The sequence below is a fragment of the Aeromonas sp. ASNIH1 genome (assembly GCF_002934285.1).
GTDB lineage: Bacteria > Pseudomonadota > Gammaproteobacteria > Enterobacterales > Aeromonadaceae > Aeromonas > Aeromonas caviae.
On the sequence record NZ_CP026228.1, the window covers coordinates 3,075,070 to 3,091,743 of the forward strand.

Annotated in this window: 29 protein-coding genes; 28 read left to right on the top strand and 1 reads right to left on the bottom strand. The window is 62.2% G+C overall.

All coding sequences use genetic code 11. The features are described from left to right. Positions 1-12: 12 nt before the first annotated feature. The gene (locus tag C2U37_RS15140) at positions 13-783 is read right to left on the bottom strand and encodes a LexA family protein (RefSeq protein WP_223955063.1); all 771 of its coding nucleotides are present in this window, start codon (positions 781-783) and stop codon (positions 13-15) included. On the opposite strand from C2U37_RS15140, the gene C2U37_RS15145 reads away from it, so the two are divergent. From C2U37_RS15145 to C2U37_RS24680, 28 genes are all read left to right on the top strand, one after another. After that, on the top strand, positions 770-1,000 hold the full coding sequence (locus C2U37_RS15145) for a hypothetical protein (protein WP_104452578.1): 231 nt from the start codon (positions 770-772) through the stop codon (positions 998-1,000). The genes C2U37_RS15140 and C2U37_RS15145 overlap by 14 nt on opposite strands. A gap of 32 nt (positions 1,001-1,032) precedes the next feature. Next, on the top strand, positions 1,033-1,731 hold the full coding sequence (locus C2U37_RS15150; protein WP_104452579.1) for a phage antirepressor KilAC domain-containing protein: 699 nt from the start codon (positions 1,033-1,035) through the stop codon (positions 1,729-1,731). 41 nt (positions 1,732-1,772) lie between these two features. Beyond that, the gene (locus C2U37_RS15155) at positions 1,773-2,162 is read left to right on the top strand and encodes a hypothetical protein (protein WP_104452580.1); all 390 of its coding nucleotides are present in this window, start codon (positions 1,773-1,775) and stop codon (positions 2,160-2,162) included. A 3-nt stretch (positions 2,163-2,165) separates the two neighbouring features. Continuing rightward, the gene (locus C2U37_RS15160; RefSeq protein WP_104452581.1) at positions 2,166-2,384 is read left to right on the top strand and encodes a hypothetical protein; all 219 of its coding nucleotides are present in this window, start codon (positions 2,166-2,168) and stop codon (positions 2,382-2,384) included. A gap of 53 nt (positions 2,385-2,437) precedes the next feature. Continuing rightward, positions 2,438-2,593, top strand: a complete 156-nt coding sequence (locus C2U37_RS24895; protein WP_199770457.1) for a hypothetical protein — start codon at positions 2,438-2,440, stop codon at positions 2,591-2,593. Next, positions 2,586-4,091, top strand: a complete 1,506-nt coding sequence (locus C2U37_RS15165; RefSeq protein WP_104452582.1) for a DNA cytosine methyltransferase — start codon at positions 2,586-2,588, stop codon at positions 4,089-4,091. Before C2U37_RS24895 ends, C2U37_RS15165 begins: the two co-directional genes overlap by 8 nt. Next, the gene (locus C2U37_RS15170) at positions 4,088-5,122 is read left to right on the top strand and encodes a conserved phage C-terminal domain-containing protein (protein WP_104452583.1); all 1,035 of its coding nucleotides are present in this window, start codon (positions 4,088-4,090) and stop codon (positions 5,120-5,122) included. The genes C2U37_RS15165 and C2U37_RS15170 overlap by 4 nt, the downstream gene beginning before the upstream one ends. Before the next feature lie 37 nt (positions 5,123-5,159). Next, positions 5,160-5,588 (top strand): hypothetical protein, encoded by a 429-nt coding sequence (locus tag C2U37_RS15175; protein ID WP_103858385.1) that lies wholly within the window; start codon positions 5,160-5,162, stop codon positions 5,586-5,588. A gap of 2 nt (positions 5,589-5,590) precedes the next feature. Beyond that, positions 5,591-5,893: a hypothetical protein gene (locus C2U37_RS15180; RefSeq protein WP_104452584.1), complete on the top strand. Its 303-nt coding sequence runs from the start codon at positions 5,591-5,593 to the stop codon at positions 5,891-5,893. 75 nt (positions 5,894-5,968) lie between these two features. After that, complete coding sequence (locus C2U37_RS15185) at positions 5,969-6,262, top strand: hypothetical protein (protein WP_104453251.1); 294 nt, start codon at positions 5,969-5,971, stop codon at positions 6,260-6,262. Continuing rightward, positions 6,259-6,699: a recombination protein NinB gene (locus tag C2U37_RS15190; RefSeq protein ID WP_104452585.1), complete on the top strand. Its 441-nt coding sequence runs from the start codon at positions 6,259-6,261 to the stop codon at positions 6,697-6,699. The genes C2U37_RS15185 and C2U37_RS15190 overlap by 4 nt, the downstream gene beginning before the upstream one ends. Beyond that, the gene (locus C2U37_RS15195) at positions 6,696-7,430 is read left to right on the top strand and encodes a metallophosphoesterase (RefSeq protein ID WP_104452586.1); all 735 of its coding nucleotides are present in this window, start codon (positions 6,696-6,698) and stop codon (positions 7,428-7,430) included. Before C2U37_RS15190 ends, C2U37_RS15195 begins: the two co-directional genes overlap by 4 nt. Beyond that, positions 7,411-7,728 (top strand): Ref family recombination enhancement nuclease, encoded by a 318-nt coding sequence (locus tag C2U37_RS15200; RefSeq protein WP_104452587.1) that lies wholly within the window; start codon positions 7,411-7,413, stop codon positions 7,726-7,728. The genes C2U37_RS15195 and C2U37_RS15200 overlap by 20 nt, the downstream gene beginning before the upstream one ends. Further along, positions 7,725-7,850: a hypothetical protein gene (locus tag C2U37_RS25265; RefSeq protein WP_267893173.1), complete on the top strand. Its 126-nt coding sequence runs from the start codon at positions 7,725-7,727 to the stop codon at positions 7,848-7,850. Before C2U37_RS15200 ends, C2U37_RS25265 begins: the two co-directional genes overlap by 4 nt. Continuing rightward, entirely contained in the window at positions 7,847-8,086 is a 240-nt protein-coding gene (locus C2U37_RS15205) for a hypothetical protein (protein WP_104452588.1), read from the top strand. Before C2U37_RS25265 ends, C2U37_RS15205 begins: the two co-directional genes overlap by 4 nt. Beyond that, positions 8,083-8,505, top strand: coding sequence for a hypothetical protein (locus C2U37_RS15210; RefSeq protein ID WP_104452589.1), 423 nt, complete (start codon positions 8,083-8,085; stop codon positions 8,503-8,505). The genes C2U37_RS15205 and C2U37_RS15210 overlap by 4 nt, the downstream gene beginning before the upstream one ends. Further along, positions 8,502-9,113 carry a hypothetical protein gene (locus C2U37_RS15215; RefSeq protein WP_104452590.1) on the top strand — a complete coding sequence of 204 codons (612 nt, stop codon included), beginning with the start codon at positions 8,502-8,504 and terminating at the stop codon, positions 9,111-9,113. Before C2U37_RS15210 ends, C2U37_RS15215 begins: the two co-directional genes overlap by 4 nt. 366 nt (positions 9,114-9,479) lie before the next feature. Beyond that, the gene (locus tag C2U37_RS15220) at positions 9,480-9,713 is read left to right on the top strand and encodes a phage holin family protein (protein ID WP_233768401.1); all 234 of its coding nucleotides are present in this window, start codon (positions 9,480-9,482) and stop codon (positions 9,711-9,713) included. After that, positions 9,710-10,192, top strand: a complete 483-nt coding sequence (locus C2U37_RS15225; protein WP_104452592.1) for a TIGR02594 family protein — start codon at positions 9,710-9,712, stop codon at positions 10,190-10,192. Before C2U37_RS15220 ends, C2U37_RS15225 begins: the two co-directional genes overlap by 4 nt. Before the next feature lie 53 nt (positions 10,193-10,245). Beyond that, the gene (locus C2U37_RS15230; RefSeq protein WP_104452593.1) at positions 10,246-10,470 is read left to right on the top strand and encodes a hypothetical protein; all 225 of its coding nucleotides are present in this window, start codon (positions 10,246-10,248) and stop codon (positions 10,468-10,470) included. Next, on the top strand, positions 10,467-10,649 hold the full coding sequence (locus C2U37_RS15235; RefSeq protein WP_104452594.1) for a hypothetical protein: 183 nt from the start codon (positions 10,467-10,469) through the stop codon (positions 10,647-10,649). Before C2U37_RS15230 ends, C2U37_RS15235 begins: the two co-directional genes overlap by 4 nt. 126 nt (positions 10,650-10,775) lie before the next feature. Continuing rightward, on the top strand, positions 10,776-11,351 hold the full coding sequence (locus C2U37_RS15240; RefSeq protein WP_104452595.1) for a hypothetical protein: 576 nt from the start codon (positions 10,776-10,778) through the stop codon (positions 11,349-11,351). Continuing rightward, positions 11,344-12,921, top strand: coding sequence for a TerL (locus C2U37_RS15245; RefSeq protein WP_233768402.1), 1,578 nt, complete (start codon positions 11,344-11,346; stop codon positions 12,919-12,921). Before C2U37_RS15240 ends, C2U37_RS15245 begins: the two co-directional genes overlap by 8 nt. Before the next feature lie 2 nt (positions 12,922-12,923). Next, positions 12,924-15,164: a portal protein gene (locus C2U37_RS15250; RefSeq protein WP_104452596.1), complete on the top strand. Its 2,241-nt coding sequence runs from the start codon at positions 12,924-12,926 to the stop codon at positions 15,162-15,164. A 146-nt stretch (positions 15,165-15,310) separates the two neighbouring features. After that, a complete protein-coding gene (locus C2U37_RS15255) occupies positions 15,311-15,799 on the top strand; it encodes a Gp49 family protein (RefSeq protein ID WP_104452597.1) in 489 nt (162 codons plus the stop codon). Continuing rightward, positions 15,796-16,239 (top strand): crAss001_48 related protein, encoded by a 444-nt coding sequence (locus C2U37_RS24900; protein ID WP_199770458.1) that lies wholly within the window; start codon positions 15,796-15,798, stop codon positions 16,237-16,239. Before C2U37_RS15255 ends, C2U37_RS24900 begins: the two co-directional genes overlap by 4 nt. Then, on the top strand, positions 16,236-16,439 hold the full coding sequence (locus C2U37_RS15265; RefSeq protein WP_104452598.1) for a hypothetical protein: 204 nt from the start codon (positions 16,236-16,238) through the stop codon (positions 16,437-16,439). The genes C2U37_RS24900 and C2U37_RS15265 overlap by 4 nt, the downstream gene beginning before the upstream one ends. Beyond that, a complete protein-coding gene (locus C2U37_RS24680; protein WP_158656264.1) occupies positions 16,426-16,602 on the top strand; it encodes a hypothetical protein in 177 nt (58 codons plus the stop codon). Before C2U37_RS15265 ends, C2U37_RS24680 begins: the two co-directional genes overlap by 14 nt. Positions 16,603-16,674: the final 72 nt, after the last annotated feature.

The following is a 16,674-nucleotide window of genomic DNA, read 5'->3' on the forward strand; positions in this document are numbered from 1 at the left end:
CCTCCCTATTGCTTATAACGCCTTTCTGGTGCTGCGCCGATGCTCCACCACGACGCCAATCAACTGGATCGTTTGCAGGTCTGATCTCATGGTTGGGAATACATCATTGAGCGGTGCCAGCTCGAACCACTCCTGACCCTTATCATTCACTCCGCGCGGGCGGTATTGTTTGATCGTGGCCTCGCCGTTGCCGTTCTTGGCAACCACAAACTCCCCGGGGCGGGGGCTTGCGTCTGGGTCAATGAGCACAACATCGCCGGGGCGGATCTCTGGCAACATGCTGTCGCCTTTGACGCGCAGGGCAAACGCATTTTTCCCCATTCGTGGATCCGCATAGATGTATTCGGTGCTGCCATCAATATCAGTGGCCCCGCAAGCCTCCGTCCAGGCGCCCGCCTGAACGTAATCGAGCACTGGGATCAGCCGCTGCGGTGTGCGGGTCATTAACTCCAATTCCGATTCACCGTATTGAAGCCAGGAAACCGACACCCCGAGCATGTTGGCCAGGGCGATCATGGTGTCACGCGCAGGGATGGCCTCAGCATTAAAATATTTGCTGACGGCCTTTGGGGTGACCCCGAGGTGTTGGGCTATTTTTGCGCCTCGGCCACGACTTGGCAGGCCAGCAGCGTTAGCTGCTTTTTGGAGTCGCTGGGCGAAGGCTGCCCTTTCATCGTTAGTTTGTACCATTGGTTCAATCGTAACGATATCTTGAGTCTCAATCAGTTCACGTTTATTATGAACTGCGAGTACATCAAGGAGGCATATCATGTCATCGTTCAAGACCATTATCTCCCATTGCGGAGTCATCCATATCGCCAAGGCGGCGAAGATTAGCCCGCGCGCGGTATACAAGTGGCTGGCTCGCGACTGTCTTCCCCGCACTGAATTTACCGGGGAGACGAATTACTCCGAGATCATCAGCGACCTGTCTGGCGGGACTTATTCGCCTGATGAGGTGAGGGCTGCAGGTCGTTATCAACCCAACCAAGCGGCCTAACCAGCCACTCAACCATCCACAGGACCCAAACCATGACCAATTTGAGCCTTATCAACAACGACCAGACCATGAGCAGCGTTGAGATCGCCGAACTGACAGGGAAGGAGCACAAGAACGTTCTGGCCGACATCCGCAAAATGCTGGTCGAAATTCAATCGGCTGAAAAGCCAGCCGATTACAAAGACGGCCGAGGGCGCACCCAGCCGTGCCTTTTGCTGACCAAGGAAGAATCCCTCTGCCTGGTTGCTGGCTACAGTGCCGCCCTGCGGATGGCGATCATCAAGCGCTGGCAGGAGCTGGAATCCCAACAGGGGCCGCAGATCCCGCAGACCTATGCCGCCGCGCTGCTTGAAGCGGGTCGCCTCGCGCTGGAGGTGGAACAGAAAAACCACCTGCTGGCAGTGCAGGCGCCCAAGGTGGCATTTGCCGATCGCGTTGCCGGTGACGACAAGGGCGTCAATATCGGCAACTACGCCCGCGCCGTTGGGCTCGGCCAGAACGTGCTGTTCCGGGCGTTGCGCGAACACCGCATCCTGATGAGCGGCGGGAATCGGCACAACCTGCCATTCCAGGACTACATCGAGCGTGGGTACTTCACCGTCAAGGAGGGCACCCGCACTCATAACGATGAGACCGTCCCCACCTTCACGCCCATGGTGACCGGCAAAGGTCAGCAGTGGCTGACCAGACGCCTGATCGACCTTGGCTATTTGAAGCCCATCGCCGCCTGACCACCGGCCAGCTTTCTCACCCAACACAGAGGACCAACCCCATGGGAAGAGTAACGCTCCACGATCATGAAAATATGAGCACCCGCTCCCCGCTACGGGTGCGCGGCACCCCGGCCCAGCGCCAGGTGTGGCAAGAAGTCGGTGCCGAGTGTGGCATGACTGAAACCGCATTTGCCCGCACCTCGCTGCTGATCCTGCTCAAGGCCATATCTCAGCACGAACCCCAGATCCTGGCGAGGGCCGTCAAACGGGCCAATCGAAGCCTGCTCGAGCAGGGATTCCCGCCCGTGACCGTCGAGGAGATCCTGGAGGGCTCCGGTCTGCCCGAGCGCGGCCTGCTCCAGTTCAGCCAAGAAGACGAGGCCGCCTACAACGAGGAGCGCCCGCTGCGCCCCCTGCAAAAACTCATCAACTTTGTCCTCGGGAGGTAACCCATGACCATGCAATTACGTCCGCCGCGCCAGGCATCCCAGCACGTCAGCGATCGCGACAACATCATCCTGAAGTCGGTCATGCACGAGCTGGCCCTAGCCCTCGACGAGCCGCTGATCTCGACCGCTCACGCAGCCGGCACCGACCGCCAGGCTGTTCGCCTGGCCCGCGAGCTCGAAGCCCGCACCCTTGAACGTGCCGAGGCACAACCCAGCGCATAAGCAGCACCTGCCCGCCTCACCAGCGGGCAGCTTAAACACCACAGGACCCAACAATGACCAATTCAACCATGGCCCATGGGGGCCACCCCTTGCTGAACGACCTCAACCACTGCCCACTGTGCGGCAGTGATCTGCAGTCCGGCACCAATGACCGCGCCTACGAGTGCCCCACCTGTGAGTACACCGAGCAGGAGGTGGCTCATGCGTAAATCGCCACTGGCTGCTGTCTGTCGCAACACCTTCAGCCTCTTCAATGAGATCGTCGTGGACAACTTCGCCGGTGGCGGCGGGGCGTCTACCGGGATCGAGATGGCGCTGGGCCGCAGCCCGGAGATCGCCATCAACCACGACCCTGACGCGATCTCCATGCACACCGTCAACCACCCAGTCACCGAGCACTATTGCGAATCGGTGTGGGACATCGTGCCGCGTGATGTGGTGGCCGGCCGCCCTGTGGGGTTGGTCTGGTTGTCTCCCGACTGCAAGCACTTCTCCAAGGCCAAGGGTTCGACCCCGGTCAGCAAGACGATCCGGGGGCTGGCATGGGTCACCCTGCGTTGGGCTGCGACTGTTCGCCCCCGGGTGATCATGCTGGAGAACGTCGAGGAGTTTCAGACCTGGGGCCCGCTGCTGATCGACGCTGAGGGTAACGCTCGCCCGGACCCGGCCAAGAAGGGCCGCACCTTCAACAGTTTCATCAACGCCCTGCGCCGCCAGGGCTACAAGGTGGAGTGGCGGGAGCTGCGCGCCTGCGACTACGGCACCCCCACCATCCGCAAGCGCCTGTTTCTGATCGCCCGCCGGGATGGCGCCCCCATCGTGTGGCCCAAGCCGACCCATGGCGATCCAGCCAGTGCCGAGGTGAAAGCGGGCAAGCTGCTGCCGTGGCCAACCGCTGCTGACGTGATCGACTGGTCGATCCCGTGTCCCTCTATCTTCGAGCGCAAGCGGCCGCTGGCCGAGAATACCCTGCGCCGGATTGCCAAGGGGCTGGAGCGGTTCGTCATCGAGACAGCCCAGCCGTTTATCGTGCCTGTAGGCCACACTTCAGCGCTTGCCCCCTTCATCACCGAGTTCGCCAACGCCAGCCATCAGCGCAACATGCCTGCAGATGAGCCGCTGCGCACCATCTGCGCCCAGGTAAAGGGAGGTCACTTTGCCTTGGTGTCTGCCTTCTTGGCCAAGCATTACACAGGCGTCGTGGGTGCCGAGCTGACCCAGCCGCTGCCGACCGTGACCACTGTTGACCACAATGCGCTGGTCACCAGCCACCTGGTAAAACTGCGCGGCACCTGTCAGCACGGCCAGCCAGTAACCGAACCCATGCCCACCGTCACCGCCGGGGGACTGCACATCGGCGAGGTGCGGGCCTTCCTGCTCAAGTATTACGGAACCGACTCAACCATCCCCTGCTCTGAGCCACTGCATACCGTGACCACCCGGGACCGATTCGGTCTGGTCACCGTGCGCGGCGAGGATTACCAGATCGTCGATATCGGCATGCGGATGCTCGAACCCCATGAGCTGTTCGCCGCCCAGGGGTTCCCGGCCGACTACGTGATCGATCACGACGCCACCGGCAAGAAGTTCACCAAGACAGCGCAGGTGGCCCGCTGCGGCAATGCCGTGTGCCCGCCACTGGCTGCCGCCCTGGTGCGCGCAAACCTGCCAGAGATGTGCGCAGATGCGCAGGAGGAGGCCGCATGAGCGCCGTTATCAAATTCCCGGGGCCGAGCGCCCCCATTTCCAAACCTATCAGCAGAGGTAGCAACGTGAGCGAAAATGCCCGCAATGGCTTCCGCCTCGCTTACTCGTCGATGCTGAATGCCCCCTGGTACAAGGATGTAGCCAAGAAGTCCGTGTGGCTGCATTTGCTGCTGGATGCGGCCTACGAGAGCCGTGAAGTCACCTTCAATGGCAACCGCCTCACCATTCATCGTGGTCAGCTGGCTTGCTCTGCTCGTTCGCTCGGGAAAGCGTGTGGCGTATCTGAGGATCAGGCTCGCCGGGCGCTGGACTATTTCGAGGAGGAGGGAGCGATCAGCAGGACGACCAAGCAGGGCAAGAGTGGTTACACCATCATCAGCCTGCTGAATTTCGACGCTTATCAGCGCGGAGTTTCGCAACACTTTAGCGCGGAGTATGGTGCGGAGTTTGAGGACGCGCCAGATATGGGGTTAGAGGGTGATCGCCAACTCAGCGGCGCGGAGTTAGGTGCGGAGTATCATGCCGAAGATCTTATCATTAATAACAATATAAACTCTGAAGATAATAAACAGATCTCTTGTTCTGTTTCTGACGAAACAAAACCGGCTAAAAAAACGGCAGAGCCATCAGCGGATTCACTGGCTGTGCTGAACCACCTCAACGCCGCATGCAATCGCCGCTATCAGGCCAAGCCAACCACCCTGCAGAACATCAACGCCAGACTGGCGGAGGGCTACTCCGTGGCCGATCTGCAACTGGTGATCGACTTCAAGCGCGAGCACTGGTCCGCAAACCTGAAAATGGCCGAATACCTGCGGCCAATGACCCTGTTTGCGCCGCAGAAGTTCGCCGGGTACCTGGCTGGCGCCCAACGCTGGGTTCAGATCGGTCGCCCGCGCTGTCTGAACGGCGAGTGGGAGGGCTTCGAGGGTAAGCGCAAGCCGATGTCCAACATTGCCGCCGCCCAGCAGCAGGCGCGCAGTCTCATCGAATCGGGAGCTGTCAGCTATGACGACGACACTCCCCTCTAACGTGACCGCACTGCCAGCCAACCAGGATGCACCCGCCATGAGCGCCCGCATGGCCGCATTCATCGCTGAGGAGCTGCTGCCGCTGATGGCCGGGAGTTGGCCTGCCAGCGCCAACCAGCTGGATGCCAATGCCCGCGGTGTGGCGTTGGCTTGGGGTGGCGTGCTGCGCGGGTTCACTCCAGCCCAGATCCGGGAGGTGGTGCAGGACATGGCGGCCGATGTGGAGCGCCAGTTCGCCCCGCGTCCGGCAGAAGTGCGGGCAGAGATACTGCGCCGGCAGCCAGCCACGGCCGCACCAACCAGGGCACCGCGGCTGGAGATGTCCATCAGGGCATGCGAGATGGAGGCGACCGTGATTGTGTTGCAGCGTGACGGCGACGTGACGAGCGAGGCGGTGCAGGTTGAGCTGGACAGGATACTCACCGAACGCCGCCAGCGCGGTTACACCATCACAGGGAGGATTTAGGGATGTTCAACCAAGACGTGATCGCCGCGGTCAAGGCCGCGAAATTCTGCCGGGTGGTGATCTATCCGCCCGTTCGGGGTTGGTGCGGGGAGCGTGTGCAGCTCGAGGTGGCCGACGAGATCGATGCGCTGGGATACACCGATCAGCAGCGTGGCGCAGGGCATTGGTTGGTGCAGAGCACGACGCCGGAGCTAGTGGCGGAGGAAGCCGCACGGCTGAGAGCCGCGCCAGTGCTGGCGTTGCGAGGCGGTGACTCATTTGGGGTTGTGGATAACTTCGAAGGGGAGGGCCTTGCCAACCAGTGACAATCGGTATATCGCGCCGTAACATGTTTCAGGCCGGACCTAGACCACCCGGCCGTTGACCAAAGGACCCAGACCATGACCAAACCGCATACCCGAGATCTATCCATCGCGACCCAGTTGGGGCGCGTTATCGCCGTCATGAGCGACGGCAAGGCCCGCACCCTGCGCGACATCGAGCGCGAGTGCTGGAGCCGCTACGGTCACGCCGACACCCAGGCCGCCATCAGCGCCCGCCTGCGCGAAGTCTGCTGCCACGGCTGGGAGAAGCACTCCAGCAACCAGAACATCGACGGCAAGCAGGTGTGGCATTACCGCCTCTCGCCGTTCCCCACTGCCGAGGCCGTTGCAGCCAAGGCGGTGGCGGCATGAGCTACCCCAAGTATTTCCTGCGCAGCCCCGATATCCGGGCCCGCGCCAGCCTGTTGGTTGCCAGCCTGCCGGTTGACCAGGACAAGCCGCTGGTCATCGAAATCAAGGAGCTGACCCGGACCCTGGCCCAGAATGCCCTGTTCTGGGCCGTCATGACCGACATCGCCGAGCAGGTGGTCTGGCACGGTCGCAAGCTCGCCAAGGAGGACTGGAAGAACGTCCTCTCTGCTGCCCTGTACCAGCAAGACGTGGTGCCGAACATTGACGGTAACGGCTTCGTGGTGCTGGGCAAGTCCACTTCCAAAATGAGCGTGCGCGAGATGCGCGATCTCATCGAGCTGGCCCAGTCCTTCGGTGCCCAGCAGGGCGTGAAGTTCGGGGATGAATCCCGCCGCGGCTTTGACTGGGTGGCGGCATACGGGAGGGCGGCGGCATGAGCTCACTGGTAAAGAAATTTTCTGCGAATACCGCAGGGCGAGATTTCGCGGTCGGCGACATTCACGGCCACTTCACCCTGCTGCAGCGGGCTCTCGACAAGGTGGAGTTCGATCCCGCGCGCGATCGCCTGTTCTCTGTTGGTGACCTGGTTGACCGGGGGCCGGAATGCGAACTGGTGCTGGAATGGCTGGCCAAGCCCTGGTTCCACCCGGTGCGCGGCAACCACGACGATTATGTGTGCCGACACGACACCTGCGACCTTGGTAACTGGGTGCAGAACGGCGGCGGCTGGTTCATGGCGCTGCCCCATGTGGAGCGACAGGAGTACGCGGTGCAGTTCCGTGAGCTGCCGATCGCCATCGAGGTGGAAACGCCGGGTGGGCTGATTGGCCTGGTCCACGCCGATTGCCCATTCCCATCTTGGCGGTTCCTGCTGGAAAAGCTCGAGGATGGCGCAGAGGGGCGCCCTGGATTGCTGCGATCCATCAAGAACTCCTGCATGTGGTCCCGTCAGCGCGTGGAGCAGGGTGATGATAGCGGCGTTCCTGATGTGCACGCCCTTGTCGTTGGCCACACCCCCATGAGCAACCCGTCCGCACTTGGCAACGTGATCCACATCGACACGGCCGGTTGGTGCCCGCAGAAAGGCGGGTTCTTCACTCTGCTGGATCTGCACTCGCTGCAGGCCCACATGATGCGAGGAGCTCGCGATGAGCAAGACCAAGGTTGACAAGCAGCATCTCTCCGACGTCGCCTCTCTTGGTTGTGTTGCCTGCCGCAATGCCGGGTATGGCGCCACGCAAGCGGAAATCCATCACGTGCGCTCTGGGTCTGGCATGGCCCAGCGCGCCGAGCACACCCGAGTGTTGCCGCTCTGCCCCCGGCACCACCGCGCCTGCTACCCCACCGGTTTCCACGCTGCCCCGCGCACCTGGCAGCAGGAGCACGGCAGCGAGGAGACCCTGCTCACCCAGGTGGCCAGGGAGGTCGCCGAACTACGCAAGAACACCATCGGGAGGGCGGCATGATCACTGCAGCTGTGTACTGGTTGATGAAGTTTCAGTTTGGCGATAAGTGGTCGCGTTGGGTGCTGGCACTGCCGGTGCTGCTGGATTGGAGTTTGATTGTCATGGTCGGGAGGGCTGCATGAGAGACAAGGTTGTCAACCTCGCAGAGGTGAGCAAGGAGAGCGGCATCAACGTCGTCTCCATCCTTGAGCAGATACTCGAGCGCGCCAAGCGTGGGGAGGTCATCAACTGCCTGATCGTGACGGTCAACAGCGATTATTCCTGCTCCCGAGCCTGGGCGAACGGCTACCAGCCTTTCACCTTGCTGGGCCAGCTGGAGAACGCCAAGGCCGGATTCATGGCGGCGCACCTCGAATGATCCATCTATCCGTCGTGGAGGCAGGCCGCCTACTCGGCAAGTACCCGAAGGTCAAGCAAGTGGTGGCGAAGGCCAAGAAGGCGCAGCAGGTGGGCGACCTGCACCAGCGCGTGCTGGCCCAACTGGTCGGCTTCCCTGACCCCGCCACCGAGCTGGTATTCCACCCCAAGCGCCGCTGGCGCCTCGACTTCGCCTGGCCCACCCACATGATCGCCGTCGAGATCCACGGCGGGATCCACTCCGGCGGTCGGCACACCCGGGGGAGGGGGTTCGTAGAGGACCGGGCCAAGATGAACGAGGCCACCTTGCTGGGGTGGACCGTCATCGAAGCCACCCCAGAACACATCAAGTCCGGCCAGCTGCGTGCCTGGCTGCTCTCCGCTTTCAACCAGACCAAAGACCAGAGGACCAACCCATGAGCATCGAGCTTCTTATCAAACTGCACGCCCCCAAGGCGGTATCCATCGAGGCGGAGTCGCAGCGTGCCGGCCGCTCACCGGAAGGCACAAGCCGGGAGGAGGTGTTGGCTGCCCTGGCTCATGCCGACCGCCTGCACCCGGTCGGGGTGATGGTGCTGCGTGCCCGTCACCTGGGTGATGGTGTCGCCCTGCGCCAGTTGGTCTGCAGCTACCCCCCCAGTGCAGTGATGAGCGCCGCGGAGCTGCGCAGCGACCCCGAGCGACTGCTGCGGCTCTACAAGCGCCACCACCCCTACGGTCGTCGTGAAGCGCAGCGGGCCAGGGAGCTGGAGCTGTTGGGGGATCACGAGAACGCAGTGCGGGTGCGGGCCCTCATCCTCTCTCGCTGTGAGCGCGATACCCAGGGGGGCCGTTGCCCAGCCTGCTCCGGTACCGGGGAGCTGACCAAGCCGAAGCCGCACACCTGTCCGCACTGCCACGCCGGGTACATCTCGGCCCCAGAGCTTGCCAGCGATGCAGAGCGCAGTGCCGCACAGGAACTGCAGTATTGCTACAGCGATGCGGTGCGGGCGTTCCACCAGTACCTGGACAAGGCCAAGGCGGCATGATGACTCAGCTCGCAGATTAGGCGCCCATGTGGCGCTGTAGGGTGGGGTAAGGATTGGGCTGAGAAAGAGAAGCCAGAGTAACAACCGTCAATAACCCGACGCCCGCCAATATCTGCGATTGCTTGCTATTTGCGGTCGCGTGGCACAAAATCTTCCCATCATAGCCGGACTCTTTTTGAGCCCGGCTTTTTCGTTTCTGGCCCGCCACTGTGCGGGCTTTTTCGTTTCCGGGGTGGGGGATAGGCCATGACACCTGATAGCGAGCATCTGCGCGATGCCGGGGGGTGGTTGATGAAATTAGCTGGGCCGAATGGCGGGCTTGCGTGGATGTTCATTCTCGCAATCTGGGGCGGAACGGTGAGTTACTTGTCGCGCTTGAAGCAGAACAGGGAGCTTGCGTTCAGCTTTGCGGAGTGGATAGGGGAGATGGCCATCAGCGGCTTCGCTGGGTTGCTCATGGCTTACGTCGCCATGGAGCTGCAGGCGAGCTGGTACATCGCCGCGGTGTCGGCTGGCATTGGTGGTCACATGGGAGGGCGGGCGCTGTTTCTGATGGAGCTGGCGCTGCGTCGCCGCCTGGGGATGGGGGAGCCGAAATGATGGAAATGAGCTGGATAGAAGAGGCCCGCAAACATATCGGGCTGACTGAAATCAAGGGGCCGAAGCACAACCCTGAAATCGTGGCGATGTGGAAGGCCATCAAGCGGGGCGGCATCAAGGATGACGAAACCCCCTGGTGCGCTGCCTTCGTAGGCGCTTGCTTGGAGCGGGTCGGCATCGTGTCCACCCGGTTTGAGGGGGCGCGGTCTTATGCCTCCTGGGGTGAGAAGCTGGACAAGCCGGTAGCCGGTTGCGTGGTGGTGTTCTCGCGGGATGGTGGTGGTCACGTTGGTTTTGTGGTGGGGCAGGACAAAGCTGGCAACCTGCTGGTGCTTGGTGGCAACCAGGCTGACGCAGTGAATGTGAAGGCGTTCCCTCGCTCCCGGGTAACCGCGTATCGCTGGCCTACTGGTGAGCCGATGCCGGCGGGGGAGCTGCCGGTGATGGCTGCGGCCGAGTTTTCGAAGTCCGAGGCGTAGGCGCAAGCCTGGCCACAATCGCCGGCATGCCGGTAACCACAGAGGAGAGAGAGATGGAAAACATCATTGAACTGGTCATCCACTGGGTATTCATCCTGATGGCCATCGTGGGCGGGGCGTCCATGGCTGTGCAGGGCCTGGCCCAGATCGCCGCCATCACCCCGTCCACCCGGGATGACGAGATCATCGGCAAGGTGCAGGCCTTCCTGGCCGGGCTGACCAAGATCCTGGACAAGGTGGCGCTGAACCTGCCGGCTGACAAGGCCCGCAAACCGTGAACGCCATCCTCAAGCTGCTGGGGCTGCTCGCTGACGAGTTGACGCGACTGCTCCGCCTGCAGCGTGCCCGAGAGATACAGGAGAAACACGATGCGAATCACGCCGACCCCCAGGGGCGCTTTGCCGATCGCTTTGGCGCTGCTTCTGACGGGGTGCGCGACGAGCAGCGCAAACCCTAACTGCCCGCCGCCAGCACCACATCTGGAATGGAGCCCCGCCGCTGATGGCGGGGTTTCTCTTTCTGGTGAGTCCACGGCTCGCTTGCTCGATTACATCGACGCACTGGAGCGCTGTACCAGATAGCCATGACCGACAAGAACGACAAGAAGCCCGCCCCGAAGCGTACGCCGCGGCGAACTGAAAAGGTGGTGACGGACGCGCTCAACCCGGAGCGCGCTCACCGCAAGTCCACGAACAAGCCACGCGCTACCAAGGTGGCACAGCCTGCCCTGCGCCACGGGGTCTACGCCAAGTTTTTCCCCGACGAGGTGATCGAGGATGCCGTCAAGGCCAACCTCACCGACGAGCTGATCGCCATGCGCTGCGGGTTCCGTAACGGGGTGCTGACCCTGGGCCGCATTGCCAAGGACCTGGAGCTGCCGCCAGACGAGTTGGAGCTGGAGCAGCGGATGGACCTCTACAAGCTCTACAACTCGACCACGCGCGCCATGGACAACGTGCTCGGGCGCATCGTGCAGATCGAGAAAACCATCGTCGAGATCCCCTTCATCGTCGAAAGCACCAATCACAAGATCGTGCAGGCAGAGAAGGACCGGGCCATCACCGAGAAGGCCCGCGCCGAGTACCTGCTGCTGCGCAAGTCGGCCAAGTCCAAGCAGGTGATTTGGAATCTGGGGTTCGGAGTTCGCACCGATGAGTGATGACGACCTGATGCGGGATGAGGTCAGGACGATCTCCTACATCCCGAGCCCGACCTTTGATGCCATCCACAAGCGCCGCCCCATGGTGTCTGCTGTGCGCGGGCCGGTCGGCTCCGGCAAGTCCGTGGGCTGCGTGATGTTCATGCTCGACATCGCCCTGAGCCAGGAGCCCAACGCCGATGGCGTGCGCAAGACCCGCTGGGTATGCATTCGCAACACCTACGGCGAGCTCAAGGCGACCGTCATTAAGACCTTTCAGGACTGGATCCCGGATGACGTCTGCCCCATCAAGTGGGACGCCCCCATCGTTGGGCTGATGCGCTGCGATCACCCGGACGGTGTGACCACCATAGAGGCGGAGTTCTTCTTTTTGTCGATGGACCGACCGAAGGACATTCGCAAGATGCTGTCCCTCGAGATGACCGGCATCTGGATCAACGAGGCCCAGTTCCTCGACATCGGCATTGTCAACGAGGCGGCCTCCCGGGCTGTGCAGGGGCGCTATCCATCCGGCAAGGACGGCGGCCCGACCTGGTGCGGCATGATCATGGACACCAACTCACCGGACGAGGACCACTGGTGGGCCCAGTTCGAGCGGGGCACCGACGAGGATGGCAACAGCCTGCGCCCGGAAGGGTGGGAGTTCTTCGCCCAGCCCGGGGCCCTGGTGGAGGTGCAGCCTGGCCTTCCCATCTCGCCAGACCTGCAGGCGCTGATCGATGCCGGATTCTACGCCGACCACATGGGGCGCCGCTTTGTGGCCAACCCACTGGCCGAGAACGTGAAGAACAACAAGAAGGGGTACAAGGCCTGGTTCGATCAGCTCGGCGGCAAGCCGCTGGCCTGGGTGCGCTCGCGGATCTGCAACACGTTCGCCACCGTGGCTACCGGCAAGCCGGTGTTCCTCGACCACTTCTCCCGCAGCTTCCATGTGTCTGAGGACAAGCTCGGCCCCATCAAGTCGTTGCCCATCATCATCGGCATGGACTTCGGCCTGACCCCGGCCGCCATCATCGGCCAGGTGACCGCCTTCGGGCAGTTGCGGATCCTTGACGAGGTGGTGGCCACCGGCATGGGGGTAGAGCGCTTCATCGACGAGCAGCTTGGTCCCCTTCTGGCGGCACGCTACTCCGGCATGAAGGCGACCATTTTCGGTGACCCTGCGGGGGTGGGGCGCTCCCAGGCCGACGAGACAACCTGCTTCGAAGTGCTCTGGGAGAAAGGCTTCGACGCCCAGCCCGCCCATACCAACAACCTGGTGGCCCGCCTCGAGTCGGTGCGTTGGTGGCTCTCCCGCCTGATGGGGAGGGGACAGCCGGCCATCATCATCAGCAACCACTGCAAGGTGGTCATCAAGGCCTGCGAGACGGGCTATCAGTACCGCCAGATGAACGTGTCCGGGGTGACCAAGTACACCACCGAGCCGGAGAAGAACAGTTATTCCCACCCCTCTGACGCCCTCCAGTACCTGTGCCTGGGGGCAATGCCAGAACGCGAGCGCAAGCAAACCATCACCACCAACTCCAGTCGCGCAAATCAACGTGCCCGCGACGCCGTTACGGGATATTGAGAATGAACCAGCAGAACCCAACTGAAATCACGCTCGACGCCGACGCGGTGGCGCAGCTGTCCCCGCTCACCCTGTTCGGCGCTGAGCGATGGAAGGATTTGGACGAGCAGCTGCGCCAGCGCAGCCTTGTAGAGCAGCGCTGGCTGGAGGACGAGATGCAGTACCGGGGGATGTATGCCCCTGACTTCATCAAGGAGCTGGAGGACGCCAAGAAATCCACCGCGTTCGTCAACATCACCCGGGAGAAGACCGACGCCTGGGCCGCGCAAATGGGTGACATGCTTTTCCCGGTGGACGACAAGAACTACGGCATCACCCCGACGCCGAATCCCAAGCTGACCATCGTTGCCAAGCAGGTCATGGCGGCAACCGCTGGGCAGGGGGAACAGCCAACCAGTGAGGCGCAACAGGCCATGGAGGTCCTGGCCGTTGCCCAGGAGCGGGCCAAGGCGATGGAGAAGACCATCGAGGACCAGCTCGTGTCGTGCGACTACAACGGCGAATCCCGCCGGATGCTGCACTATGCCGCCAAGCTGGGTACTGGGGTACTCAAGGGGCCGGTGGTGCAGAACCAAATCACAACCTCATGGAGCAAAGGCCAGGATGGCCAGTGGGTGTGTGAGATCGTGGAGGATACCCGCCCCGCGGCCCGATGCGTCTACCCGTGGGACTTCGTGCCCGACATGAGCGCGATCCGCTTCTCCGAAGCTGCGTTCTGCTACGAACGCGAGTACATGACAAAGAAGGACGTCAACAAGCTGAAGCGGCTGGCGAATTACGGTTTCATCCCTGAGCAGGTGGATAAACTGCTGGCGTCTGCCCCGTCCGCTTCACGCACCCAGTACAACCAGTATGTGGATCAGATCCGCGCACTGTGCGGCTTGAACCCGACCAGCCAGGACCAGCGCTATGAGGTGTGGACCTACCATGGCCCGGTGCCCATGGGGCTGCTGGTTGAGGTGGGCCTCGTCCCCACCGAGGGGATGAGCGATGAGGAGCTGGCCTCCCTGCTCGGTCGCGAGTGCGACGGCGTGGTGATCTTCTCGGGCGACATTGTGCTCAAGGTCACGATGAACCCGCTGGATACCCTGGAGTGGCCCTACTCCGTATACGTCTGCGAGCCGGAGGAGGGGAGCATCTTCGGCCTCTCCATGCCCTACCTGATGCGCCACCCCCAGAAGATCATCAACTCCGCGTGGCGGGCCATGCTGGACAACGCGGCCAAGACCGTGGGGCCGCAGGTGGTGGTCAACAAGAGGCTGATCCAGCCGGTAGACGGCAACTGGGAAGCCAAGCCGTTCAAGGTGTGGGAAATGGACGGGGCGACCCAGTGGGCCGAGGTGCAGAAAGCCTTCGGGGTGTTCCACTTCGAGAGCCGCCAGAGCGACATGGCCAACATCCTGCAACTGGCCATGAGCCTGCTCGATCGAGAATCGGGGATGCCGATGATCGGCCAGGGCGAACAGGGGCAAGTCACCCCGACCCTGGGCGGCATGTCGATGCTGATGAACGCGGCCAACGCCGTGCGCCGGCAGCAGGTGAAGGAGTACGACGACAACATCACTAAGCCGATGATCCGCCGCTTCTATGCGTGGAACATGCAGTTCAACAAGGACGATGACATCAAGGGGGATTACGAGGTTGAGGCTCGCGGCACCAGCGCCCTGCTGGTCAAGGAGATCCAGACCGCCCAGCTGACCCAGATCATCGACAAGTACAGCCAGAACCCCAAGTTCGCTGCCATGTTCAACGACTACGAAGCCATGAGCACCCTGTTCCAGTCCATGCACATCGACTGCGCCAAGGTGCTGAAGACCAAGGAAGCCTACGAGGCCGACCTTCAGAAACAGCAGGAGGGCCAACCCCAGGATCCGGCCATTATGCGCCTGCAACTGGAGAAGGAGATCGCCACGGTCAAGATGGAGCACGAGAAAATCATGCTGGCCGCCAAGTCCCAGCAGACCATCGAGCTGGCGCAGCTACAGGCCCAACTCAAGCAGATGGAGCTGGCCGCCAATGCTCAGATCAAAGTCCAGACCCTGCAGCTACAGCATGAGGACAGCCAGCGCCGCGAGCGCATCGAGCTGATGAAGCTGGCCCAGAACAAGCAAATGAGCGAGGAGCGCCTGCTGGCCGAGCTGGAGAAGCTGGACAAGCAGCAGGCCCACGACACTCAGAAATTCATGGCCGAGGTAAAGATGAAGCAGTTCATGCCGCCGACCGGCAACTACGGGCTAGAGTGATGCGCCAGTTGACTTTTTCAGCGACTGGCACAAAATAGACCCAAGACTGCCAGAGTCTCATTTGCCCCGCTTCGTGCGGGGTTTTGCGTTTCTGGCACCCACCGAATTTAGCCCGGCCATGTGCCGGGTTTTTTATTGGAACTGCCATGAGCGACGACCAGATCGAGCAAGAGATCCAAGCAAAGGGCCTGACCGCTCCGCGCGTAACCCCGCAGCGCATCAACGATGTGATCGCCAGCGAGCACTACTTCACGGCCGCCCAAGGCGTGGCTGGTGTGGTGAGTGACAGTACGGTGGATCGCTTCCTGACTTGGCCCGTACCGGCCAGCGTTTACCCTGACGGCATTCCCGGCCAGGACGGGCGCACCGGCACCAACCTACTGAGCTGCATCGAGGCGCGCCAGATGCTGGATCACGTTGTCGCTGCGCCCGTGCCTGCCTCCCTTGGGCTGCTTACCTTCTGCGTCCTGGTGCTGAAGAACGGCTTCACCGTGACCGGCGAAAACGCCTGCGCCAGCCCGGAGAACTTCGACCCTGAACTGGGCCGCAAGATCGCCCGCGAGAACGCCGTCAACAAGATCTTGGCGCTGGGAGGTTACCTCCTCAAGCAAGCACTGCACGAGGCCGCACAATGACCGAGCGCAAACTGTATCAGTGCCATAAGCGGGTGCATGCCATCCCTATGACTCGCGGCGACTACAACGCCCTGAGAAACTGGGAGCTGCCCGCCAACGAGAACCCGGCCGACGAAGGGTATCTTGTCGTCTACAACCAAGACACTGAGGCCGAGCACATCAGTTGGTCCCCCAAGGCGGTGTTCGACGAGGGTTATACCGAGGTCGAAAACCAGCACCTGCCGGAGTGGCACCAGCGCATGCTGCTGGAGCACAAGGAGCTGGGCGCTCGCGTCGAGGCTCTGGACGCCGCGCTCTATGGTGGTATCTGCAAGGACTTCCCGGCGCCCGAGAAGATGCGCCTGAAGCGCCAGCTTGACGCCATGGACGCCTATCTGAAGGCCCTGACTGCCCGTGTGGTGGCCGCTTCCCGCGCTCTCCGTGCCGAGGAGGTACTGTGAAGCACTCTCTCGCCGCCGTGATCGTCAAGCAGTACATTGCAGCCCGCTTCGGGGTCGCCTTCAACCCGCACGCCACCTACAGCCGCACCCGACTGCGGCGGCAGCGGATTGGCGAGGCCATGACCCTGGCCCACTCCCTGTCTGGCGCTGGCTACCCCGTGGGCGCCATCGTCGAGGAGGCATTCTGTGGTGGGGCTTAGTCGCAGCCATGACTCCCTGCGGGTCATCGAGCACCTGCGCTCCCTGCGTGACCAGCACGCCAAGGATCTCGAACAGGACATGGACGAGAAACAGACCGCCGCCATCCGCAGCCAGATCCGCCTGCTTGACACGCTGATCGAAGAATTCACCCCAGCCGACTGATGCCAGCCCGCTGGAGATAACCGGCCCGCCTCGTGCGGGCTTTTTCATTGGAGCAAACCTTATGGACCCCCT